The organism is Pseudomonas sp. NBRC 111133 (assembly GCF_001320605.1).
Lineage (GTDB): Bacteria > Pseudomonadota > Gammaproteobacteria > Pseudomonadales > Pseudomonadaceae > Aquipseudomonas > Aquipseudomonas monteilii.
The window spans coordinates 41,913-60,196 of record NZ_BCBJ01000093.1; the positions used below are offsets into that span (position 1 = coordinate 41,913).

Here is an 18,284-nt window from a genome sequence, read left to right on the forward strand (position 1 = left end):
CGGCGATCTACAAGGTTATCAATGCGCCCAAGGCAAGATCGGTATCGCGGTCACCGCATTCTGCGGGCTGCCTTCGATCATGCGGTCGCTGTACACCAGGTACACCAGCGTATTGCGCTTCTTGTCCAGGAAGCGCACCACCTGCATGGTCTTGAACACCAGCGAGGTGCGCTCCTTGAACACCTCCTCGCCGTCTTTCAACTCACCCTTGAAGTTGATCGGCCCGACCTGACGGCAGGCAATCGATGCCTCTGCCCGGTCCTCGGCCAGCCCCAACCCACCCTTCACACCGCCTGTCTTGGCCCGCGACAGGTAGCAGGTCACGCCCTCGACCTTGGGGTCGTCGAACGCCTCGACCACGATGCGGTCATTCGGCCCGAGGAACTTGAACACGGTGGACACCTGGCCGATTTCCTCGGCCCCGGCCAGCATGGGCAGCACCAGCGCTGCCACGCCGATCACCCGCTTGAACAGACTCATACCAGCACCAGGTTGTCGCGGTGCACCAGCTCCGGCTCGGCGCTGTAGCCCAGCAGGCTTTCGATGGCATCGGACGGCTGGCCAATGATCTTCTGCGCTTCCAGGGCGCTGTAGTTGGCCAACCCGCGCGCCACTTCCAGACCGTCCGGGCCGACGCACACCACCATCTCGCCACGGCGGAAACTGCCCTGCACCGTCTTCACGCCAACCGGCAGCAAGCTCTTGTTGGCCTGGCGCAGCGCCTGCACGGCACCGGCGTCCAGCACCAGGGTGCCACGGGTTTGCAGGTGGCCGGCCAGCCACTGCTTGCGTGCAGCGAGCATGCCGCGCTCGGGCGACAGCAGAGTCCCCAGGCGCTCGCCCGCCTTGAGGCGGTCCAGTACGCGCTCGATACGGCCACCAATGATGATGGTGTGGGCACCGGAACGGGCAGCCAAGCGTGCAGCGCGCAGCTTGGTCTGCATGCCGCCACGCCCCAGGGCACCACCGGTGCCACCGGCCACGGCGTCCAGCGACGGGTCGTCGGCGCGGGCTTCGTAAATCAGCTGGGCTTCGGGGTTGTTGCGTGGGTCGGCGTCGAACATGCCATCGCGGTCGGTGAGAATCACCAGCAGGTCGGCCTCGACAAGGTTGGCCACCAGTGCCGCCAAGGTGTCGTTGTCGCCGAAACGGATCTCGTCGGTGACCACGGTGTCGTTTTCGTTGATCACCGGCACCACGCCCAGGTCGACCAGCGTGCGCAGAGTGCTGCGGGCGTTCAGGTAACGCTTGCGGTCGGACAGGTCGTCATGGGTCAGCAGGATCTGCGCGGTGTGCTTGCCGTGCTCGCCGAAGCTCGACTCCCACGCCTGCACCAGGCGCATCTGGCCGAGCGCGGCAGCGGCCTGCAGCTCGTTCATCGCGCTCGGTCGCGAAGTCCAGCCCAGCTGGCTCATGCCGGCAGCCACGGCCCCGGAGGAGACCAGTACCAACTCCACGCCTGCCTCACGCAGCGCGACCATCTGCTCGACCCAAACGGCCATGGCACCGCGGTCGAGGCCCTTGCCATCGGCGGTCAGCAGAGCACTGCCAATCTTCACGACCCAGCGCTTGGCGCCCGTCACCTTGCTTCGCATCTTCTTCCAACCTATGTCGAATCTGTAGATACCGTGGATACAAAAACGCCGCTCCAGAGAGCGGCGTTTAGTGTACTGCAACCGATCAGTCGCGCACGTAAATGATTTCCGGGCCGTCTTCGTCGTCCTCGAAATCATCGTCCCACCCGTCATCGTCGCCGATGTCGTGCACGCTCTTGACGCCGGTACGGCGCAGGGTACGCGCGTCGTCCAGGGCCTGCAGCTGGGCACGGGCTTCGTCTTCGATGCGCTGGTCGAGATCGGCCAGCTCTTCGGCGTAGGCCGGGTCGTTGGCCAGGCGGTCGGCGCGGTCTTCGAGGTAGCGCATCAGGTCGTGGCTGAGCTTTTCGGTGCCCTGCTTGGAGATGGCCGAAATCACGTAGACCGGGCCTTCCCATTGCAGGCGCTCGACCACTTCCTGAACGCGCGCGTCGCGCTCGTCTTCCATGACCATGTCGGCCTTGTTCAGCACCAGCCAGCGCTCACGCTCTGCCAGCGACGGGCTGAAGCGGGTCAGCTCGTTGACGATCACTTCGGCGGCATCGGCCGGGCTGCTTTCGTCCAGCGGCGCCATGTCGACCAGGTGCAGCAGCACGCGGGTACGCGCCAGGTGCTTGAGGAAGCGGATACCCAGGCCGGCACCGTCGGAAGCACCTTCGATCAGGCCGGGGATGTCGGCGATGACGAAGCTCTTCCAGCGGTCGACGCTGACCACGCCCAGGTTCGGTACCAGGGTGGTGAACGGGTAGTCGGCCACTTTCGGCTTGGCGGCGGAAACCGAGCGAATGAAGGTGCTCTTACCGGCGTTCGGCAGGCCCAGCAGGCCCACGTCGGCCAGCACTTTCATTTCCATCTTCAGGTCGCGCTGGTCACCTGGTTTACCCGGGGTGGTCTGGCGCGGTGCACGGTTGGTGCTGGACTTGAAGCGGGTGTTGCCCAGGCCGTGCCAGCCGCCTTGGGCGACCATCAGTTTCTGACCCGGGGTCACCAGGTCACCGATCACTTCCTGGGTGGAAGCGTCGATCACGGTGGTGCCGACCGGCACACGCAGGAACAGGTCGTCGCCTTTCTTGCCGGTGCAGTCGGTGCTGCCGCCGTTGGCGCCGCGCTGGGCCTCGTGGTGACGGGTGTAGCGATAGTCGACCAGGGTGTTGAGGTTTTCGTCAGCGACCATGTACACCGAGCCGCCGTCGCCACCGTCACCGCCGTTGGGGCCACCGTTCTCGATGAATTTTTCGCGACGGAAGCTCATGCAACCGTTGCCGCCGTCACCGGCCTTGACCCGAATGGATACTTCGTCAACAAACTTCATTAAAACCGCCTCTCGTCGGCAGACGAGCTGAATGACTCAAAAACATGAGGCTCTTGCAAAAATGAGCGCGGCGGCCCCGTACGACCGTAGAAACCAACGCCGGCAACCCAGACAAACAGCTTTGCAAGAGGCTCACCACAAACGAAAAAGCCCCGTCGCATGACGGGGCTTCTGGAGCGACGTCGCGATTAAGCGGCGACGATGCTCACGTAACGGCGCATGAACTCGCCTTTTTTCTCGAACTTGATCACGCCTTCGATCTTGGCGAACAAGGTGTGGTCCTTGCCCATGCCAACGCCGTAGCCAGCGTGGAATTCGGTGCCGCGCTGACGGACGATGATGTTGCCTGGCTTGATAACCTGGCCGCCATACATCTTCACGCCAAGGCGTTTAGATTCTGAGTCGCGACCGTTACGAGTACTACCACCAGCCTTCTTGTGAGCCATGGTTCAATTCTCCAAATAAATTCAGGGGATCTAGGGGATTAAGCCTGGATGCCGGTGATTTTGATCTCGGTGAACCACTGGCGGTGGCCCATACGCTTCATGTGGTGCTTACGACGACGGAACTTGATGATGCGAACCTTGTCGTGGCGGCCTTGCGAAACAACTTCGGCCACTACTTTAGCGCCAGCAACAACTGGAGCACCGATGGTGACTTCTTCACCGTTGGCGACCAGCAGAACGCGATCGAAGGTCACGGATTCGCCAGTGGCGACTTCCAGTTTTTCGATCTTGAGGAATTCACCTTCAGCGACTTTGTACTGCTTGCCGCCGGTAACGATTACTGCGTAAGACATGGTATTTCTCCGATAATCCTGCTCACCCAGCGCTTTATATGATGAGTATTGGCTGGCATGGCTGCATGGGGCTGGAACGGCCCTGTGCAATTGCGTAAGGCAGGTGCTGCCCAGGAAGTTAGGGTGCGCGATTGTACGCAACCCGGGTTTTGCTTGCAAGTGCCGCCCCCGGCCAGCAGGCACCGCGCCTTGACACACCGGGACCTGCGACCTAGCATGCCGCGCAACCTCACTGGAGCAGCCGATGCAACCCCAAACCTTCTACCGTGCGGTGGCTGATGATTTCAGCGCCGTCGACGAGATCATCAAGAAGCAGCTGACCTCGCGCGTGCCGCTGGTATCGAAGATCGGCGACTATATCACGTCCGCCGGTGGCAAGCGCCTGCGCCCCCTGCTGGTGCTGCTGTGCGGCAAAGCCCTGGGCCGCGAAGGCGACGACCTGCGCCTGCTGGCCGCCACCATCGAATTCCTGCACACCGCCACCCTGCTGCACGACGACGTGGTCGACATGTCCGGCATGCGCCGCGGCCGCTCCACCGCCAATGCCCTGTGGGGTAACGCGCCAAGCGTGCTGGTGGGCGACTTCCTTTATTCGCGCTCGTTCGAAATGATGGTCGAGCTGGGCTCGATGCCGGTCATGCAGATCCTGTCCAAGGCCACCCGTGTGATTGCCGAGGGTGAAGTACTGCAACTGTCGCGAGTACGCGATGCCAGCACCACCGAAGAAGTCTACATGGAAGTCATCCGTGGCAAGACCGCGATGCTCTTCGAAGCCTCGACCCACAGCGCTGCCGCGCTGGCCGAAGCGACAGACGAACAGCGCGAAGCCCTGCGCACCTTCGGTGACCACCTGGGTGTGGCCTTCCAGCTGGTCGATGACCTGCTGGACTATAAAGGTGACTCGCAAACCCTGGGCAAGAACGTGGGTGACGACCTGGCTGAAGGCAAGCCTACCCTGCCGCTGATCTACACCATGCGTGAAGGCACTGCCGAACAGGCTGCTCTGGTGCGCCAGGCGATCCAGAAAGGTGGCCTGGAGGACCTTGAGCAGATTCGCGTGGCCGTCGAGGAATCGGGTGCACTGAAGTACACCGCAGAGCTGGCCCGTGATTACGTGAAGCGTGCCATCGCGTGCCTGGAAGTGCTGCCGGCCAGTGAATACCGGGATGCGCTGGTTGAGCTGAGCGAGTTTGCTGTAGCGCGTACTCACTGACAGACCGAGTCGCCTTCATTCGCGGGTTTACCCGCGAATGCTTTTGTCCGGACATAATCCCTTCTGGAAAAATACCTTTTACAATGCAGGCCTTTAACCGCCCGTCTGTTTGTTTGAGGAACCGAAGTGAGCACTCTGCCACCCTGCCCTAAATGCAACTCCGAATACACCTATGAGGATGGCACTCAGCTGATCTGCCCTGAATGCGCCCACGAATGGTCGGCCAGCGGCGATGCCGAGGCGGCCAGCGACGAGGTGGTGAAAAAGGATTCGGTCGGCAACATCCTGCAGGACGGCGACACCGTCACCGTGATCAAGGACCTCAAGGTCAAGGGCTCGTCCCTGGTGGTCAAGGTCGGCACCAAGGTCAAGAACATCCGCCTGTGCGACGGCGACCACGACATCGACTGCAAAATCGACGGCATCGGCGCCATGAAGCTGAAGTCCGAGTTCGTCCGCAAAGTCTGATCACACAAAAATCTGCCAATTGGCGCTTGCTATTTAGATAATAAGAATTATTCTCATTGGGACTGCTACCCAAGGAGAATAGCCATGACTTATCTGATCGACGCCTGGCTTGACCGCCCTCACCCCTACCTGCGCATTCTTCATCGGGAAACCGGCGAAGTGTGCGCGGTGCTTGAAGAAGAAGCACTCGATGAACTGCGTGACCAGGGCGACCTGGACATGAGCGGGTTGAATTCGAGTGAACCGGGGGTGCTCAAGGAGCTGGTGCGGAATCTGTTTCTGTTCTGCTATGCGCGGGCGTTGCGCCCGGCGGGAACAGACTGGAATTGAGGCTGCCAGGGCCGGCCTCTTCGCGGGCAAGCCCGCTCCCACAGATACCGCATAAGATTTAAATCCTGCGCTATACCTGTGGGAGAGGGCTTGCCCGCGAATGGGCCGCAACGCGGCCCCAGCGGTATTACAGAACGTCGAGCAGCTCGACGTCGAACACCAGCACGCTGTGCGGCGGGATGCTGCCAACGCCTTGGGCGCCGTAAGCCAGCTCGCTTGGCACGTACAGGCGCCATTTGCTGCCAGCATTCATCAGCTGCAGGGCTTCGGTCCAGCCCGCGATCACGCCACCTACCGGGAATTCAGCCGGCTGACCACGGTCGTAGGAGCTGTCGAACACAGTGCCGTCGATCAGGGTGCCGTGGTAGTGCGTGCGCACGTTGTCTTCGCGGGTCGGCTTGGCGCCTTCACCGGCGGTCAGCACTTCGAACTGCAGGCCCGACGCCAGGGTCGTGATGCCTTCGCGCTTGGCGTTCTCGACCAGGAATTCTTTGCCAGCAGCAGCAGCGGCTTCGGCCTTGGCTGCGGCTTCGGCTTGCATCACGTCACGGATGACCTTGAAGCTGGCCGACAGGTCGGCTTCGCTGACGCGGCTGTCGGCGCCGTTGAAGGCATCTGTCAGGCCGGCCAGAATGGCCTCCAGGCTGACGCCTGGTGGCGGGTTGTCGCGCAGCTGGCCGCCCAGCTGACGGCCGATGCCGTAGCTGACGCGGGTTTCGTCGGTGGACAGGTTGAGTTCGGACATTGTCGTGCTCCACTGCAGGGCGCAGTGCAGCCGCGCCCTTGATGAAAAGGGCGAGCAGCCTAGCACACTGGGGCGCGGCGAGCAGCTACCAGGCCGAACGCTGGGAAATCGGCACCTTCAGGTCTTCTTCCGGGTGCGTGCCCATGCCGCACATTTCATCCTGCACCGACCAGTGCACCAGGTTCATCGAAACCATGGGGATGGTTTGCAGCAACTTGCGCGCATCCTCCACCGAGTGCACACGCAAGCGCTCACCACGGGGGTCGGACAAGGGGTGGGCACGGCCTTTGACCCGGGCCTCAAGCAGGTAATCACCGCCTTCGATGGCGATCAGGTTCAGTTCATCGACATGGCCAGCCCTGGCCTCGGTATTGAGCTGATGCAGGTTCATGAGAGCACCTCGCGACGGGAACCACGCATGAGAGCTCATTTTTTGTACAGGCTGGCTGAAAGCACAAGCCAGAAACAACACCGCCCGTCCGTTTTACAACGGACGGGCGGTGTAAGCAGCAGCCGGACTCAGTGCTTGGTCAGCTTGTCCAGGTAGCCCATGCAGAATGCCGACACCACGAAGGTCATGTGGATAATCACGTACCACATCAGGTAATCGGTGGAGATGTTCTGCGCATCCATGAACACCCGCAGCAAGTGAATGGACGAAATCGCCACGATCGACGCAGCAACCTTCATCTTCAGCGACGAAGAGTCCATCTTGCCCAGCCAGTTGAGCTTTTCTTTGCTCTCGTCGATATCCAGTTGCGAGACGAAGTTCTCGTAGCCGGAAATCATCACCATCACCAGCAAGCCGCCCACCAGCGACATGTCGATCAGCGACAGGATCACCAGAATCAGGTCGGCCTCGCTCAGGGCAAAGACGTTAGGCAGGACGTGGACCACTTCCTGGAAGAATTTCAGCGCCAGGGCCAGCAGGCCGAGGGACAGGCCGAAGTAGATGGGTGCGAGCAGCCAGCGCGAGGCATACATCGCATTTTCGAGAATACGTTCCATGGAAAGTTTGGGACTCGTCAGGTGACTGGAAAAACGACGGCGAGTATAGCCAGCCACCTGTTACAGCAAAAGCCCAAGGCAATCCGTCAGGTTTCAGGATGAAACTGGTAATCCCCCAGGTTCCGACACCGCTCGCCATTGATCCTGCGCAACTGCGCCTGCAGGTGCAGGCACCAGATCTGCGGGTCCTCGGCCACCTGGTACCCGTGCAAGGTCAGGCTGTCGACAATGGCATTGAGCACCGATTCGGCCACAAGCGGCCCATGGAAAGGCCCTTGAGCCTTGATCGCAGAGGGTTGTTCACCGGCCATTCCGGCGGCAAACAGCAGCGTCCACATGCCGTTGTCCCCAGCCAGTGGGCGGATGCTGCATTCGATGCGGGTCACCAGGCCCAGGCACTGGCGTGTGAGGCTGAGGTTGCGCATGGCCGCGTCCCCTCCAAAGAGCCTTGTTCAGCCTGTACCTCAGGCTGTTTCCATCCTGAACGCTGTACCGTCCTTAAGTTCCAGCATAGAAGAACCGTACAGAAAGATGGAAAACCGGCGCTGAACGGTAGCACATCGCCTCCAGCGCCGGATTATTGACTCAGGCCGGCTTGGCCTGGGCAATCACCTCTTCGAGGCGTTCCTTTTCTGCCTTCTCGATTTCTTCCTCGCTGATCATTTCGGCGATTTCGCGCAGGCGCTCCACCACACGGGCATTGACGCTGCCCTCGGTGAACTGGCCGTTGTCATCGAGCACCCCGGCCTCCTCGCCCACCAGCAGGCTCAGCGCCTCATCGGCCTGGCTGACCGCGTAGACGTGGAACATGCCGTTCTCCACCGCCTGAAGCACGCGCTCGTCGAGCATCAGGGTGGCAACGTTGGCACGCGGAATGATCACACCCTGCTCACCGGTCAGGCCACGCGCCTCGCAAAGGCGGAAGAAGCCCTCGATCTTCTCGTTCACCCCTCCCACTGCCTGCACTTCACCAAACTGGTTGATCGAGCCGGTGATGGCAAAGCACTGCTTGAGCGGCGTGCGCGACAAGGCCGAAATCAGCGTACAGGCTTCGCCCAGCGAGGCGCTGTCGCCGTCCACATAGCCGTAAGACTGCTCCAGCGCGATGCTCGCCGAAATCGCCAGCGGGAACTCCTGGGCATAGCGGCTACCCAGGTAACCGGTCAGGATCATCACCCCCTTGGAGTGAATCGGCTGGCCCAGGTTGACCTCGCGCTCGATGTCGACGATGCCGCTGCCGCCCGGGTACACGGTGGCCGAGATGCGCGCCGGCATACCGAACGCCGAGTCGCCCACTTCCAGCACGGTCAGGCCGTTGCACTTGCCAATGGCCGCGCCTTCGGTGTCGATCAGGATGATGCCGGCAAGCATGTCGTCCAGCACCCGCTGCGACACACGCCCGGTGCGGGTGGCCTTGGCCTTGAGCGCACGTTCGATGTGCCCGGCGTCGGTCATTTCGTCACTGGCCAACTGGCGGATGAAGTCGGCTTCGCTGACCAGCTGGAACAGGTCACCGATGCGCGCCGACAGGCGCGACTGGTTCTCTGCCAGGCGGGCGCTGTAGGTCGCCAGGCGCGCCACGGCGTCACTGGTCAACGGCGCCATGCCCTCTTCGTTGGTGCGGGTGCGCAACAGCTGGGCGAATTGCTCCAGGTTCTCGTCGACCATGGGCATGTCTTCGTCGAAGTCCACCAACACCCGGAACATCTCCTGGAAGTCCGAGTCGTGGTCCTGCAAGGCGTAGTACAGCTGGCGCGAGCCGATGATCACCAGCTTGACGTTGAGCGGAATCATCTGCGGCTGCAGGCTGACGGTGGCGACACGGCCCAGTTCACCGATCGGTGACTCCATCTTCAGCTTGCGCGACTGCAAGGAACGCTTGAGCGCATCCCACACGAACGGCTCGCCCAGCATCTTCTCGGCTTCAAGAATCAGGAAACCGCCGTTGGCACGGTGCAACGCGCCCGGGCGCAGCTGTCGGTACGAGGTGTACAGCGCGCCTTGGTCGGTGCTGTATTCGATACGGCCAAACAGGTTGTCGTAAGTCGGGTGCGGCTCGAATACGACCGGCGCACCACCGGCGGCATGGTGGCCGACCACCAAGTTGGGTGCGTACTGCTCTTCGAGCAGCTTGCGCGCGGCAGCGTCGGTCTTGCTGTCGTCGACCAATTGCTCGACCACGGTGCGCAGCAGGTTCAGTTGCACCGACTGCAGGTAGGCGCACACTGCGGCGTTCTCGGCATACTTTTCCGACAACGGCGCCAGCAACGGTTGCAAGGCCAGGGTAATGGTTTCTTCATTCAGCTGGCGCAGCTGGTTGTTCGACTCACGCTTCCATTGCGGCAGGCTGGCCAGCTCTTCGTTCAACTGCTCTTCGAGCTGGGCAATGTCCTCGTGGAACTGTTCACGCACGTCTTCCGGCAACTGGGCGAACTCGGCTTCATCCAGCGCCTTGCCGTCTGCCATCGGGGTGAAGGCAACGTTGCTGGCATCGCGGTACAAGGCCACGTCCTTTTCCAGCGAGGCGCGCTCGATCACATCCAGGGCGCGGTCATAACGCTGGTTGAAGGCACGGTCGATGGCGCCCTTCTTCTGCTGGTACGACGGGTGTTCGAACACGGCCGGGAAGGTGGCCAGCAGGTTGTCGATCAGCCCGCCCATGTCGGCGATGAACGCCCCGGCGCTGCCGGAAGGCAATTCCAGCGCACGCGGTTCACGGGTGTCGTCGAAGTGGTTGACGTAGACCCAGTCAGCCGGGGTCTGCTGGCGCTTGCCCTCGGCCTTGAGGTAGCGCTTGACGAACGAGAAGCGGCCGGTACCCGGCTCGCCCATCACGTACACGTTGTAACCGGGGCGTGGCATGGCCACACCAAACTGCAGGGCCTCGACAGCACGCTCCTGGCCCAGGACTCCGCGAAACGGCTCCAGATCGTCGGTATTGGTAAAGGCAAACTGCTCGGGTGAGAAACGCCGGGTCAGGGCTTCAGGCGCGAGACGCAGGCGCGCAGCGACAGGATCGGGCATTGGGTTTCCTTACTTCGGCGGGGCAGATAGGCAGCATTCTGGCGCTGCCCGCGCGCGCCTTGCAAGGCTCTGCGGGACTTTATGTCGCAGCCCATGCAGGTCATGTAGCAGCAAATTTTTCGCAATCAACAACGCAACCTTTAGATCGTGCCTAAACTCCAAGCTGCGCGGGTGGGTGAAATGCTTTCCCGACCTGGCAACCGAATTGCCAGAAACCCTGACCCTTGGTTAAGACAAAGAGAACAAATGCTATGAAACGGATTCTTCTGGGTACTCTGTTCACCGTGGTCTCGCTGAACGCCATGGCTGAAGCGCCAGGCGGCCCGAACTGCGGCTGGGGCAACATGCTGTTCGAAGGCCAGCGCGGCACGCCGGCACACTTCCTGGCCTCCACCACCAACGGCACCTCCGGTAACGCCACCTTCGGCATGACCTCCGGCACCAACGGCTGCTCCACCAAAGCCTCGCTGACATACGGCGGCAAGTCGTGGTTCGCCATGAACGGCATGATGAACGAGCTGTCCGAAGACATGGCCATGGGCCAGGGTGAAGCGCTGACCACCTATGCCGTGGTCCTCGGTGTGGCCCCGGAAGACCGCAGCTACTTCCAGTCGGTCGCCCACCAGCACTTCAACCAGATTTTCACCAGCGCCGATGTCACTGCTGAAACTGTTCACAGCAACACCCTGGCCGTTCTGAAGAACGACCCACGCCTGGCCAAATACGCTACCGAGGCCTAAGCCCTGCTGCTCCCGCCCCACCCGGGGCGGGTTTCGCCTTTTTCGGCATCGTCAAGAAGTAGTTGCCCGATATGCTCAAACGCCTCGCTGCCCTGGCGCTGTGTGCCTGCGCCCCTGTTCATGCCGCGCCCGTGCTGGATCAAAGCCGTCTCCAGCAACTGGCCAACACCCCTTACTGGATTGCCCTGGGCCATTACGAAACCGCCAAGCTCGGTGGCTGGCGCAGCTATGTGGACGACGATGCGTTCTTCCTTGCCAAGGACGGCGCACACCACCCTGACCAGGAGCTGCAGGCCACGGTCGACGCGCTGTATGCCCCGGCCAGCCTCGGCGACAAGCACGCCCAGTGTGTATTCCCTGCACGCACCCGCTGGCTCCGCGAACAGCTGGGTCTGCAAGGCCTGCCGCAACCGGATTGCCAGGAATTCATGACCTGGTACCAGTCGGTCGACCCGCACAGCGCCGCGTTGATTTTCCCGGCGGCCTACCTGAACAGCCCATCGTCCATGTTCGGCCATACCCTGCTGCGCATCGACCAGTCCAACACCCGCAACGACGACACCACGCTGCTGAGCTACGCGATCAACTTCGGTGCCTACATCGAAGGCAGCGACAACAGCATCCTGTACGCCTGGAAAGGCCTGATGGGCGGCTACCCGGGGCTGTTCGCACTGATGCCCTACCAGGAGAAGCTGTCCGAATACCGCAGCCTGGAAAACCGCGACCTGTGGGAGTACCAGCTGGACCTCACCCCCGAAGAAACCGGGCGTATGGTCGAACATGTGTGGGAGCTGAAGCAAATCCAGTTCGACTACTTCTTCTTCGACGAAAACTGCTCGTACCGCCTGCTGGAGCTGCTGCAAGTGGCCCGGCCGAGCCTGGACCTGACTTCGCAGTTCCCGTTGACCGCCATCCCGACCGATACCGTGAAGGCCGTGAAGCAGTCCGGCCTGGTCGCCAGCGAGACATACCGCCCTTCTCGCGAACGTGAATTGCTGGCCCGCGCCGAGCCACTGGACCACGGCGAAAAGCAGCAGGTGCTGGCCGTGAGTGCCGACACCGCACAATTGCAGAGCCCCGAATTCAAGGCCCTGCCCCGCGAACGGCAAGCGCTCGTGCAAGATGCCGCGTACCGCCTGGAGCGCTACCGGGCCAATGGCCAGGAACGCGACCCCGGGCAGGCGAAGCGCAGCTTCGAGCTGCTGCGGGCGATCAACGGCAACCCGCCGCCACCCTTGCAAATCGAACGCCCCGGCCTGCCCGAGGATGGCCACGATTCACGCACCTGGCAGCTGGGTGTGGGCACCCGTGAAGACCGCGCCTACGCCGAGTACGGCCTGCGCATGGCCTATCACGACCTCAACGACAATGCCTACGGCTTCCCGCTGGGTGCCCAAATCGAGATCCTGCAGTTGAAAGTGCGCCAGTACGAGGGCAACGACTGGCAAGTGCAGCGCCTGGACCTGGCCACCATCCGCTCGCTGACACCGCGTAACGAACTGCTCAAACCCTGGTCGTGGCAGGTGGCTGGCGGCCTTGAGCGCGTGCCGGGAAAACATGATGACGAAGTGCTGGTCAGCCATGTGAATGGTGGCGCCGGGGGGACCTGGCAGTTGGCCGACGGTTTGCTGGGCTTTGCTCTGGGCACCGTGCGGGTCGAACATCACAATGATTTCGCCGAATTCATCGCTCCAGCGGCAGGCTTCAATGGCGGCCTGCTGTGGCGAAACGGCTTGGGCAATCTGACGCTGGAGGCCAAAGGCGACTATTTCACCAATGGCGAAGTCCGCCGCAGTGTGAGCCTGAACCAGCAGTGGGAGATCAGCCAGAACCTGGGCGTGCGGTTAAGTGCATCGCGCGAGTTCAGCCACCTGGCGACGGCGCAGAATGAGGTGATGCTGGAGCTGAAGTGGTATCACTACTAGTGACCCAATCGACTCTTTGACACCGTTTTGACAGCTCCCCGACAAATCGCCACCTAGACTTTCCATTATCAATTGGAGGGCTGGGTGGTTATGTCGCGGTATTGGTTCGGCGTGTGCATGGCGTTGTTGCTCTCAGGTTGCGAAACCACCCACGAGCAGATGGTCAACCGTGGTTATCCGCCTGCCTATGCCGATGGTTTCCAGGACGGCTGCAGCAGCGGCCGCCAGGCCGCCGGGCTGATGGTGGGCAACTTCCGCAAGGACGTGCCGCGCTATCTGCACGAGCGTCAGTATGAAACCGGCTGGGACGACGGCTTTCGCCAGTGCCACGCCATGCAAAACAGCGAAGAACAGCGCGAGTACCATGAGCGCTTCTGGGACGAGCGCGAGCGGGAGTGGCAACAGGAAAAAGATCGCGGTGCCGCAAAAGCCTATCGCCACAACTAAGTCAGTCGCAAACGGACATCCCTTGAAACCGTCGGCCTGCCATGCTGGTCTTCAGCACAAGGAGGCCCAGCATGAGCCGAGCATTCGTCAACGAAGACCAAGCCGCCGCCCAGGCCGACCAGCCGGTAGAACGGCGCGTCAGCGAACAACCCAACTACGTCACTGCCAACGGCCTGCGCCAGTTGCAGGCACGCGTGGCCGAACTGAATGCCCTGCGCAGCGAACTGCAGGCGCAGGGTGAGCGTGCCGACAAACAGCGGCTGGCCGAGACCGAGCGGGATCTGCGTTACTTCAGTGCGCGGGTGCAGAGTGCCCAGGTGGTGCCGGCAGCGACTTCACGCAGCAAGGTGCAGATTGGTAGCCGGGTGCGGTTTGTGGATGCGCAGGATCAGGAACAGGTGGTGCAGCTGGTGGGCGAGGATGAAGCGGATGCGGGACGTCGGCTCATCAACTGGGGCTCGCCGCTGGGGCGGGCATTGCTGGGCGCAGGGCCTGGAGATGAGGTGGTTTGGCGGCGGCCGGTGGGGGATCAGGTGATCGAGATACTTGAAATTGAGGGTGAGAACTAAGGTCCATGGGGGCTGCTTCGCAGCCCCGGCTGACTAGAATCAGACCACGCCCTGCGCCAGCATCGCATCAGCCACTTTCACGAAGCCTGCGATATTCGCACCTTTGACGTAGTTGATACGGCCATCCGCCTCTTCACCGTAGTGCACGCACGCATGGTGAATCGACTGCATGATGTTGTGCAGCTTGCTGTCCACTTCACCGGCAGTCCACAGCAGGCGCATGGCGTTCTGCGACATTTCCAGGCCCGACACGGCCACGCCGCCGGCGTTGGAGGCCTTGCCCGGGGCGTACAGAATGCCAGCGTCCAGGAAGATATCCACAGCCTCGAGGGTGGTCGGCATGTTGGCACCTTCGGCCACGCAGATGCAGCCGTTGCGCAGCAGGGTGCGGGCGTCTTCGGCGCCCAGTTCGTTCTGCGTGGCGCACGGCAGGGCGATGTCGCACGGCAGGCTCCACGGGGTCTGGCCCTTGCGGAACTCCAGGCCGAACTGCCCGGCCAGCTCGCTGATGCGGCCGCGCTTGACGTTCTTCAGTTCCATCACCGCATCCCACTGGGCGTCGGTCAGGCCGGCTTCGGCATACAAGGTGCCTTCGGAGTCGGACAGCGAGATCACCTTGCCGCCCAGGTCCATGACTTTGCGCGCCGCATACTGGGCCACGTTGCCCGAGCCGGAAATCGCCACACGGCAGCCATCGATACGCTTGTCCTGGCGCTTGAGCATTTCTTCAGCGAAGTACACGCAGCCATAGCCGGTGGCTTCAGGGCGGATCAGGCTGCCGCCGTAGGTCATGCCCTTGCCGGTCAGCACCGAGGTGAACTGGTTGGCCAGGCGCTTGTACTGGCCAAACATGAAGCCGATTTCGCGGGCACCCACGCCAATGTCACCAGCAGGTACGTCGCAATCAGCACCGATGTGGCGGTACAGCTCGCTCATGAACGCCTGGCAGAAGCGCATCACTTCGGCGTCACTCTTGCCTTTCGGGTCGAAGTCCGACCCACCTTTGCCGCCACCCATGGGCAGCGAGGTCAACGAGTTCTTGAACACCTGCTCGAAGGCCAGGAACTTCAGCACGCTGAGGTTCACCGACGGGTGGAAGCGCAGGCCGCCCTTGTACGGGCCGATGGCGCTGCTCATCTGGATGCGGTAGCCGCGGTTGACCTGCACCTTGCCCTGATCATCGACCCAGGAGACGCGGAACAGCACCGCACGCTCCGGCTCGACCATACGCTCAAGGATGCCGGATTGCAGGTAATGCGGATTGGCTTCAAGGAATGGCCACAGGGTGCGCAGCACCTCTTCCACCGCCTGGTGGAACTCGGGCTGGCCTGGGTCACGCTGTTGCAGGCGTGCAAGGAAATTGTCGACAGATTCGATCATGGTAGACATCTCACCGAAGGTTTTGGACTTATTGGTTTTTTCAGGAATGTACCAAGAAGCAATCGCACTGGAATAGGGCGCAATGTCGTTTTTTTGAAATTATTTGGTGCGTTTTATGTAAGTGTATACAAATTAACTGGCGAAACAGCCGTTTTCAGATTTCACCAAGGCACAAAAATGGGGCTCCGCAGAGCCCCATTCTTGTGCAACTCAAACCGGCTTACTGGGCCAGTTTTTTGTGCCGTACACGGTGCGGCTGAGCAGCAGCATCGCCCAGGCGCTTTTTGCGATCGGCTTCGTACTCGGTGTAGTTACCTTCGAAGAACACCACGTTCGAGTCGTCTTCGTACGCCAGGATGTGGGTAGCCACACGGTCCAGGAACCAACGGTCGTGGGAAATCACGATCGCGGCGCCCGGGAAGTCCAGCAGGGCTTCTTCCAGCGAACGCAGGGTTTCAACGTCCAGGTCGTTGGACGGTTCGTCGAGCAGCAGGACGTTGCCGCCCTCCTTCAGGGTCAGGGCCAGGTGCAGGCGGCCACGCTCACCACCGGACAGGTCCTTGACGAACTTCTGCTGGTCGCCACCCTTGAAGTTGAAGCGGCCAACGTAGGTACGCGACGGGATCTCGTAGTTACCGATGCGGATCATGTCGGAACCGTCGGAAATCTGCTGGAACACGGTCTTGGCACCGTCCAGGTCTTCACGGCTCTGGTCCACACAGGCCAGTTGCACGGTTTCACCGATCTCGATGCTGCCCGAGTCCGGCTGTTCCTTGCCCATCAGCATGCGGAACAGGGTCGACTTACCGGCACCGTTACCACCGATAACGCCGACGATGGCGCCTTTAGGCATGGCGAACGACAGGTTGTCGATCAGCACGCGGTCGCCGTAGCCTTTGGTGACGTTCTTGAACTCGATGACCTTGTCGCCCAGGCGCGGGCCAGCCGGGATGTAGATCTCGTTGGTTTCGCTGCGCTTCTGGAATTCCTGCGACTGCATTTCTTCAAAGCGCTGCAGACGGGCCTTGGATTTGGACTGGCGAGCCTTGGCGCCTTTACGCACCCACTCTAGTTCCTCTTTCATGGCCTTTTCGTGGGCGCTCTGCTGCTTGGATTCCTGCGCCAGACGTTCCGACTTGGCTTCCAGCCAGCCCGAGTAGTTGCCTTCATACGGGATGCCGGCGCCGCGGTCCAGTTCCAGGATCCAGCCGGCGACATTGTCGAGGAAGTAACGGTCGTGGGTAATCGCAACCACGGTGCCCGGGAAATCGTGCAGGAAGCGCTCCAGCCAGGCGACCGAATCGGCATCCAGGTGGTTGGTGGGTTCGTCGAGCAGCAGCATGTCGGGGGCCGACAGCAGCAGGCGGCACAGGGCCACACGGCGCTTCTCACCGCCGGACAGGTGCTCGATGCGGGCATCCCAGGCTGGCAGGCGCAGAGCATCGGCGGCGACGTCCAGCTGGCGCTCCAGGTTGTGGCCATCGGCGGCTTGCAGAATGGCTTCCAGCTTGGCCTGTTCGGCAGCGAGCTTGTCGAAGTCGGCATCCGGTTCGGCGTAGGCGGCGTAAACCTCGTCCAGGCGCGCCTGGGCGTCCTTGATCACGCTGACGGCTTCCTCGACCACTTCGCGAACGGACTTGTTAGGGTCCAGCTGCGGTTCCTGCGGCAGGTAGCCTACGTTGATGTCGGGCATCGGACGGGCTTCGCCGTCGAATTCCTTGTCGACGCCCGCCATGATCCGCAGCAGGGTCGACTTACCGGCGCCGTTCAGGCCGAGCACGCCGATCTTGGCGCCCGGGAAGAACGACAGGGAAATGTTCTTGAGAATTTCCCGCTTCGGCGGCACGACCTTGCTCAGCCGATGCATGGTGTAGACGTATTGAGCCAAAACCAAGCCCTCTAATCAGATAGGTAAAGACATCGACGATCGCCCCGGCGCGCTGGCCAGGGAGATGTGTGTTTGGGTGTCGTTGAACAAAGTCGACCATTCTACGCCAACGCACGGCGTTGCATAGGAGGGAGCGATGGTGGGCTGGGATCAGGATGATCCCGGGGAGAAATTCATTGCCTTCACCGGCCTCTTCGCGGGCAAGCTCGCTCCCACAGGTTCTCTACAGAGCCGAAGCAATCAGTGATTCCTGCGGGCTTGCCCGCGAAGAGGCCGGCACAGCAGCCGAAAATGGCTCAGACGTGACGCTGCCTGGCCTTGCCACGCGGCAACCGGCAACGGTCACCCTGCTCGGCCAGACGCGCAGCCCAGGCAGACTTCACGCTGAAGCCACCGCTGCGGGCAGGCTGCTGCGCGGCAACCTTGGTGGGTTTGGCGGCCGCAGGTGCCGTGCTGACCACCTTGGCTGCAGGCTTGTTGGCCGCAGCCACCGCAACTGCCGGCTCTGCTGCCGCGGTCTTGCGCAGTTCAGCGAGCGACGGGGCCTTGCTTTTGGCGGCGTTGGCCGCCTCGGGTTTGCTCAGCGAACGCTGGCAAGACTTGCAGGATACGTCCTCGGTCACGGCAGTGCTGACAAGGGTCTGACTGCTGCGCCCGCAGGCGGAATCGAGGCCATTGGAGGAAAAGTGAGTAACCAAAACCGAACATCTCCGATGCGTTGTCATGTGAAGCGGGCGCTATTCTCGCACAGGTTGCAGGGGCTTGCCGAACCACCGGGCAGGCACCATCGGTCAACATGGCTGGCACTTTGCCATAATCCTAGGCATGCTAGCCGGTTTCG

The 18,284-nt window shown here is 61.8% G+C and carries 20 protein-coding genes; 7 read left to right on the top strand and 13 right to left on the bottom strand.

Annotated elements, in window-relative coordinates:
- Positions 1-18: 18 nt before the first annotated feature.
- From APH36_RS21930 to rplU, 5 genes are all read right to left on the bottom strand, one after another.
- Positions 19-480, bottom strand: coding sequence for a CreA family protein (locus tag APH36_RS21930; protein ID WP_019096697.1), 462 nt, complete (start codon positions 478-480; stop codon positions 19-21).
- Positions 477-1,595 carry a glutamate 5-kinase gene (proB, locus tag APH36_RS21935; protein WP_060500241.1) on the bottom strand — a complete coding sequence of 373 codons (1,119 nt, stop codon included), beginning with the start codon at positions 1,593-1,595 and terminating at the stop codon, positions 477-479. Before proB ends, APH36_RS21930 begins: the two co-directional genes overlap by 4 nt.
- Positions 1,596-1,680: 85 nt before the next feature.
- Complete coding sequence (gene cgtA, locus APH36_RS21940) at positions 1,681-2,907, bottom strand: Obg family GTPase CgtA (RefSeq protein ID WP_060500244.1); 1,227 nt, start codon at positions 2,905-2,907, stop codon at positions 1,681-1,683.
- A gap of 188 nt (positions 2,908-3,095) precedes the next feature.
- Positions 3,096-3,353, bottom strand: a complete 258-nt coding sequence (rpmA, locus tag APH36_RS21945; protein WP_003247464.1) for a 50S ribosomal protein L27 — start codon at positions 3,351-3,353, stop codon at positions 3,096-3,098.
- Positions 3,354-3,391: 38 nt separating this feature from the next.
- Positions 3,392-3,706 (bottom strand): 50S ribosomal protein L21, encoded by a 315-nt coding sequence (gene rplU, locus APH36_RS21950; protein ID WP_003247466.1) that lies wholly within the window; start codon positions 3,704-3,706, stop codon positions 3,392-3,394.
- 244 nt (positions 3,707-3,950) lie between these two features.
- On the opposite strand from rplU, the gene APH36_RS21955 reads away from it, so the two are divergent.
- The 3 genes from APH36_RS21955 (at position 3,951) to APH36_RS21965 (ending at position 5,717) form a co-directional block, all read left to right on the top strand.
- Complete coding sequence (locus APH36_RS21955) at positions 3,951-4,919, top strand: polyprenyl synthetase family protein (RefSeq protein WP_012270433.1); 969 nt, start codon at positions 3,951-3,953, stop codon at positions 4,917-4,919.
- A gap of 126 nt (positions 4,920-5,045) precedes the next feature.
- A complete protein-coding gene (locus APH36_RS21960; RefSeq protein ID WP_009686103.1) occupies positions 5,046-5,387 on the top strand; it encodes a zinc ribbon domain-containing protein YjdM in 342 nt (113 codons plus the stop codon).
- 84 nt (positions 5,388-5,471) lie between these two features.
- Entirely contained in the window at positions 5,472-5,717 is a 246-nt protein-coding gene (locus APH36_RS21965; protein WP_016713350.1) for a hypothetical protein, read from the top strand.
- 127 nt (positions 5,718-5,844) lie between these two features.
- On the opposite strand, the gene APH36_RS21970 is transcribed toward APH36_RS21965, so the two are convergent.
- The 5 genes from APH36_RS21970 to APH36_RS21990 all read right to left on the bottom strand — a co-directional run bounded on the left by APH36_RS21970 (position 5,845) and on the right by APH36_RS21990 (position 10,494).
- The gene (locus tag APH36_RS21970) at positions 5,845-6,462 is read right to left on the bottom strand and encodes an FKBP-type peptidyl-prolyl cis-trans isomerase (protein ID WP_016713351.1); all 618 of its coding nucleotides are present in this window, start codon (positions 6,460-6,462) and stop codon (positions 5,845-5,847) included.
- A gap of 85 nt (positions 6,463-6,547) precedes the next feature.
- Positions 6,548-6,853 carry a DUF6482 family protein gene (locus tag APH36_RS21975; protein ID WP_060500246.1) on the bottom strand — a complete coding sequence of 102 codons (306 nt, stop codon included), beginning with the start codon at positions 6,851-6,853 and terminating at the stop codon, positions 6,548-6,550.
- A gap of 128 nt (positions 6,854-6,981) precedes the next feature.
- Complete coding sequence (locus tag APH36_RS21980; protein ID WP_003247486.1) at positions 6,982-7,470, bottom strand: TIGR00645 family protein; 489 nt, start codon at positions 7,468-7,470, stop codon at positions 6,982-6,984.
- An 86-nt stretch (positions 7,471-7,556) separates the two neighbouring features.
- Complete coding sequence (locus APH36_RS21985; RefSeq protein WP_003247487.1) at positions 7,557-7,895, bottom strand: hypothetical protein; 339 nt, start codon at positions 7,893-7,895, stop codon at positions 7,557-7,559.
- Between the two features lie 160 nt (positions 7,896-8,055).
- Complete coding sequence (locus APH36_RS21990) at positions 8,056-10,494, bottom strand: Lon protease family protein (protein ID WP_019099374.1); 2,439 nt, start codon at positions 10,492-10,494, stop codon at positions 8,056-8,058.
- A gap of 251 nt (positions 10,495-10,745) precedes the next feature.
- Here APH36_RS21990 and APH36_RS21995 point away from each other — a divergent pair, with 251 nt between their 5' ends.
- The 4 genes from APH36_RS21995 to APH36_RS22010 all read left to right on the top strand — a co-directional run bounded on the left by APH36_RS21995 (position 10,746) and on the right by APH36_RS22010 (position 14,175).
- The gene (locus tag APH36_RS21995) at positions 10,746-11,234 is read left to right on the top strand and encodes a DUF3015 domain-containing protein (protein ID WP_016713355.1); all 489 of its coding nucleotides are present in this window, start codon (positions 10,746-10,748) and stop codon (positions 11,232-11,234) included.
- A 71-nt stretch (positions 11,235-11,305) separates the two neighbouring features.
- Positions 11,306-13,159, top strand: a complete 1,854-nt coding sequence (locus APH36_RS22000) for a DUF4105 domain-containing protein (protein WP_060500248.1) — start codon at positions 11,306-11,308, stop codon at positions 13,157-13,159.
- 90 nt (positions 13,160-13,249) lie between these two features.
- Positions 13,250-13,606, top strand: a complete 357-nt coding sequence (locus APH36_RS22005; RefSeq protein ID WP_016713357.1) for a hypothetical protein — start codon at positions 13,250-13,252, stop codon at positions 13,604-13,606.
- A gap of 71 nt (positions 13,607-13,677) precedes the next feature.
- Positions 13,678-14,175 (top strand): GreA/GreB family elongation factor, encoded by a 498-nt coding sequence (locus tag APH36_RS22010; RefSeq protein ID WP_060500250.1) that lies wholly within the window; start codon positions 13,678-13,680, stop codon positions 14,173-14,175.
- Positions 14,176-14,214: 39 nt separating this feature from the next.
- Here the strand turns inward: APH36_RS22010 and gdhA are convergent, their stop codons facing one another.
- The 3 genes from gdhA to APH36_RS22025 form a co-directional block, all read right to left on the bottom strand.
- Positions 14,215-15,555: an NADP-specific glutamate dehydrogenase gene (gene gdhA, locus APH36_RS22015; RefSeq protein ID WP_027609768.1), complete on the bottom strand. Its 1,341-nt coding sequence runs from the start codon at positions 15,553-15,555 to the stop codon at positions 14,215-14,217.
- A gap of 220 nt (positions 15,556-15,775) precedes the next feature.
- Entirely contained in the window at positions 15,776-17,443 is a 1,668-nt protein-coding gene (ettA, locus tag APH36_RS22020; RefSeq protein ID WP_060500251.1) for an energy-dependent translational throttle protein EttA, read from the bottom strand.
- A 296-nt stretch (positions 17,444-17,739) separates the two neighbouring features.
- Positions 17,740-18,141, bottom strand: coding sequence for a hypothetical protein (locus APH36_RS22025; protein WP_060500253.1), 402 nt, complete (start codon positions 18,139-18,141; stop codon positions 17,740-17,742).
- Between the last annotated feature and the right edge of the window lie 143 nt (positions 18,142-18,284).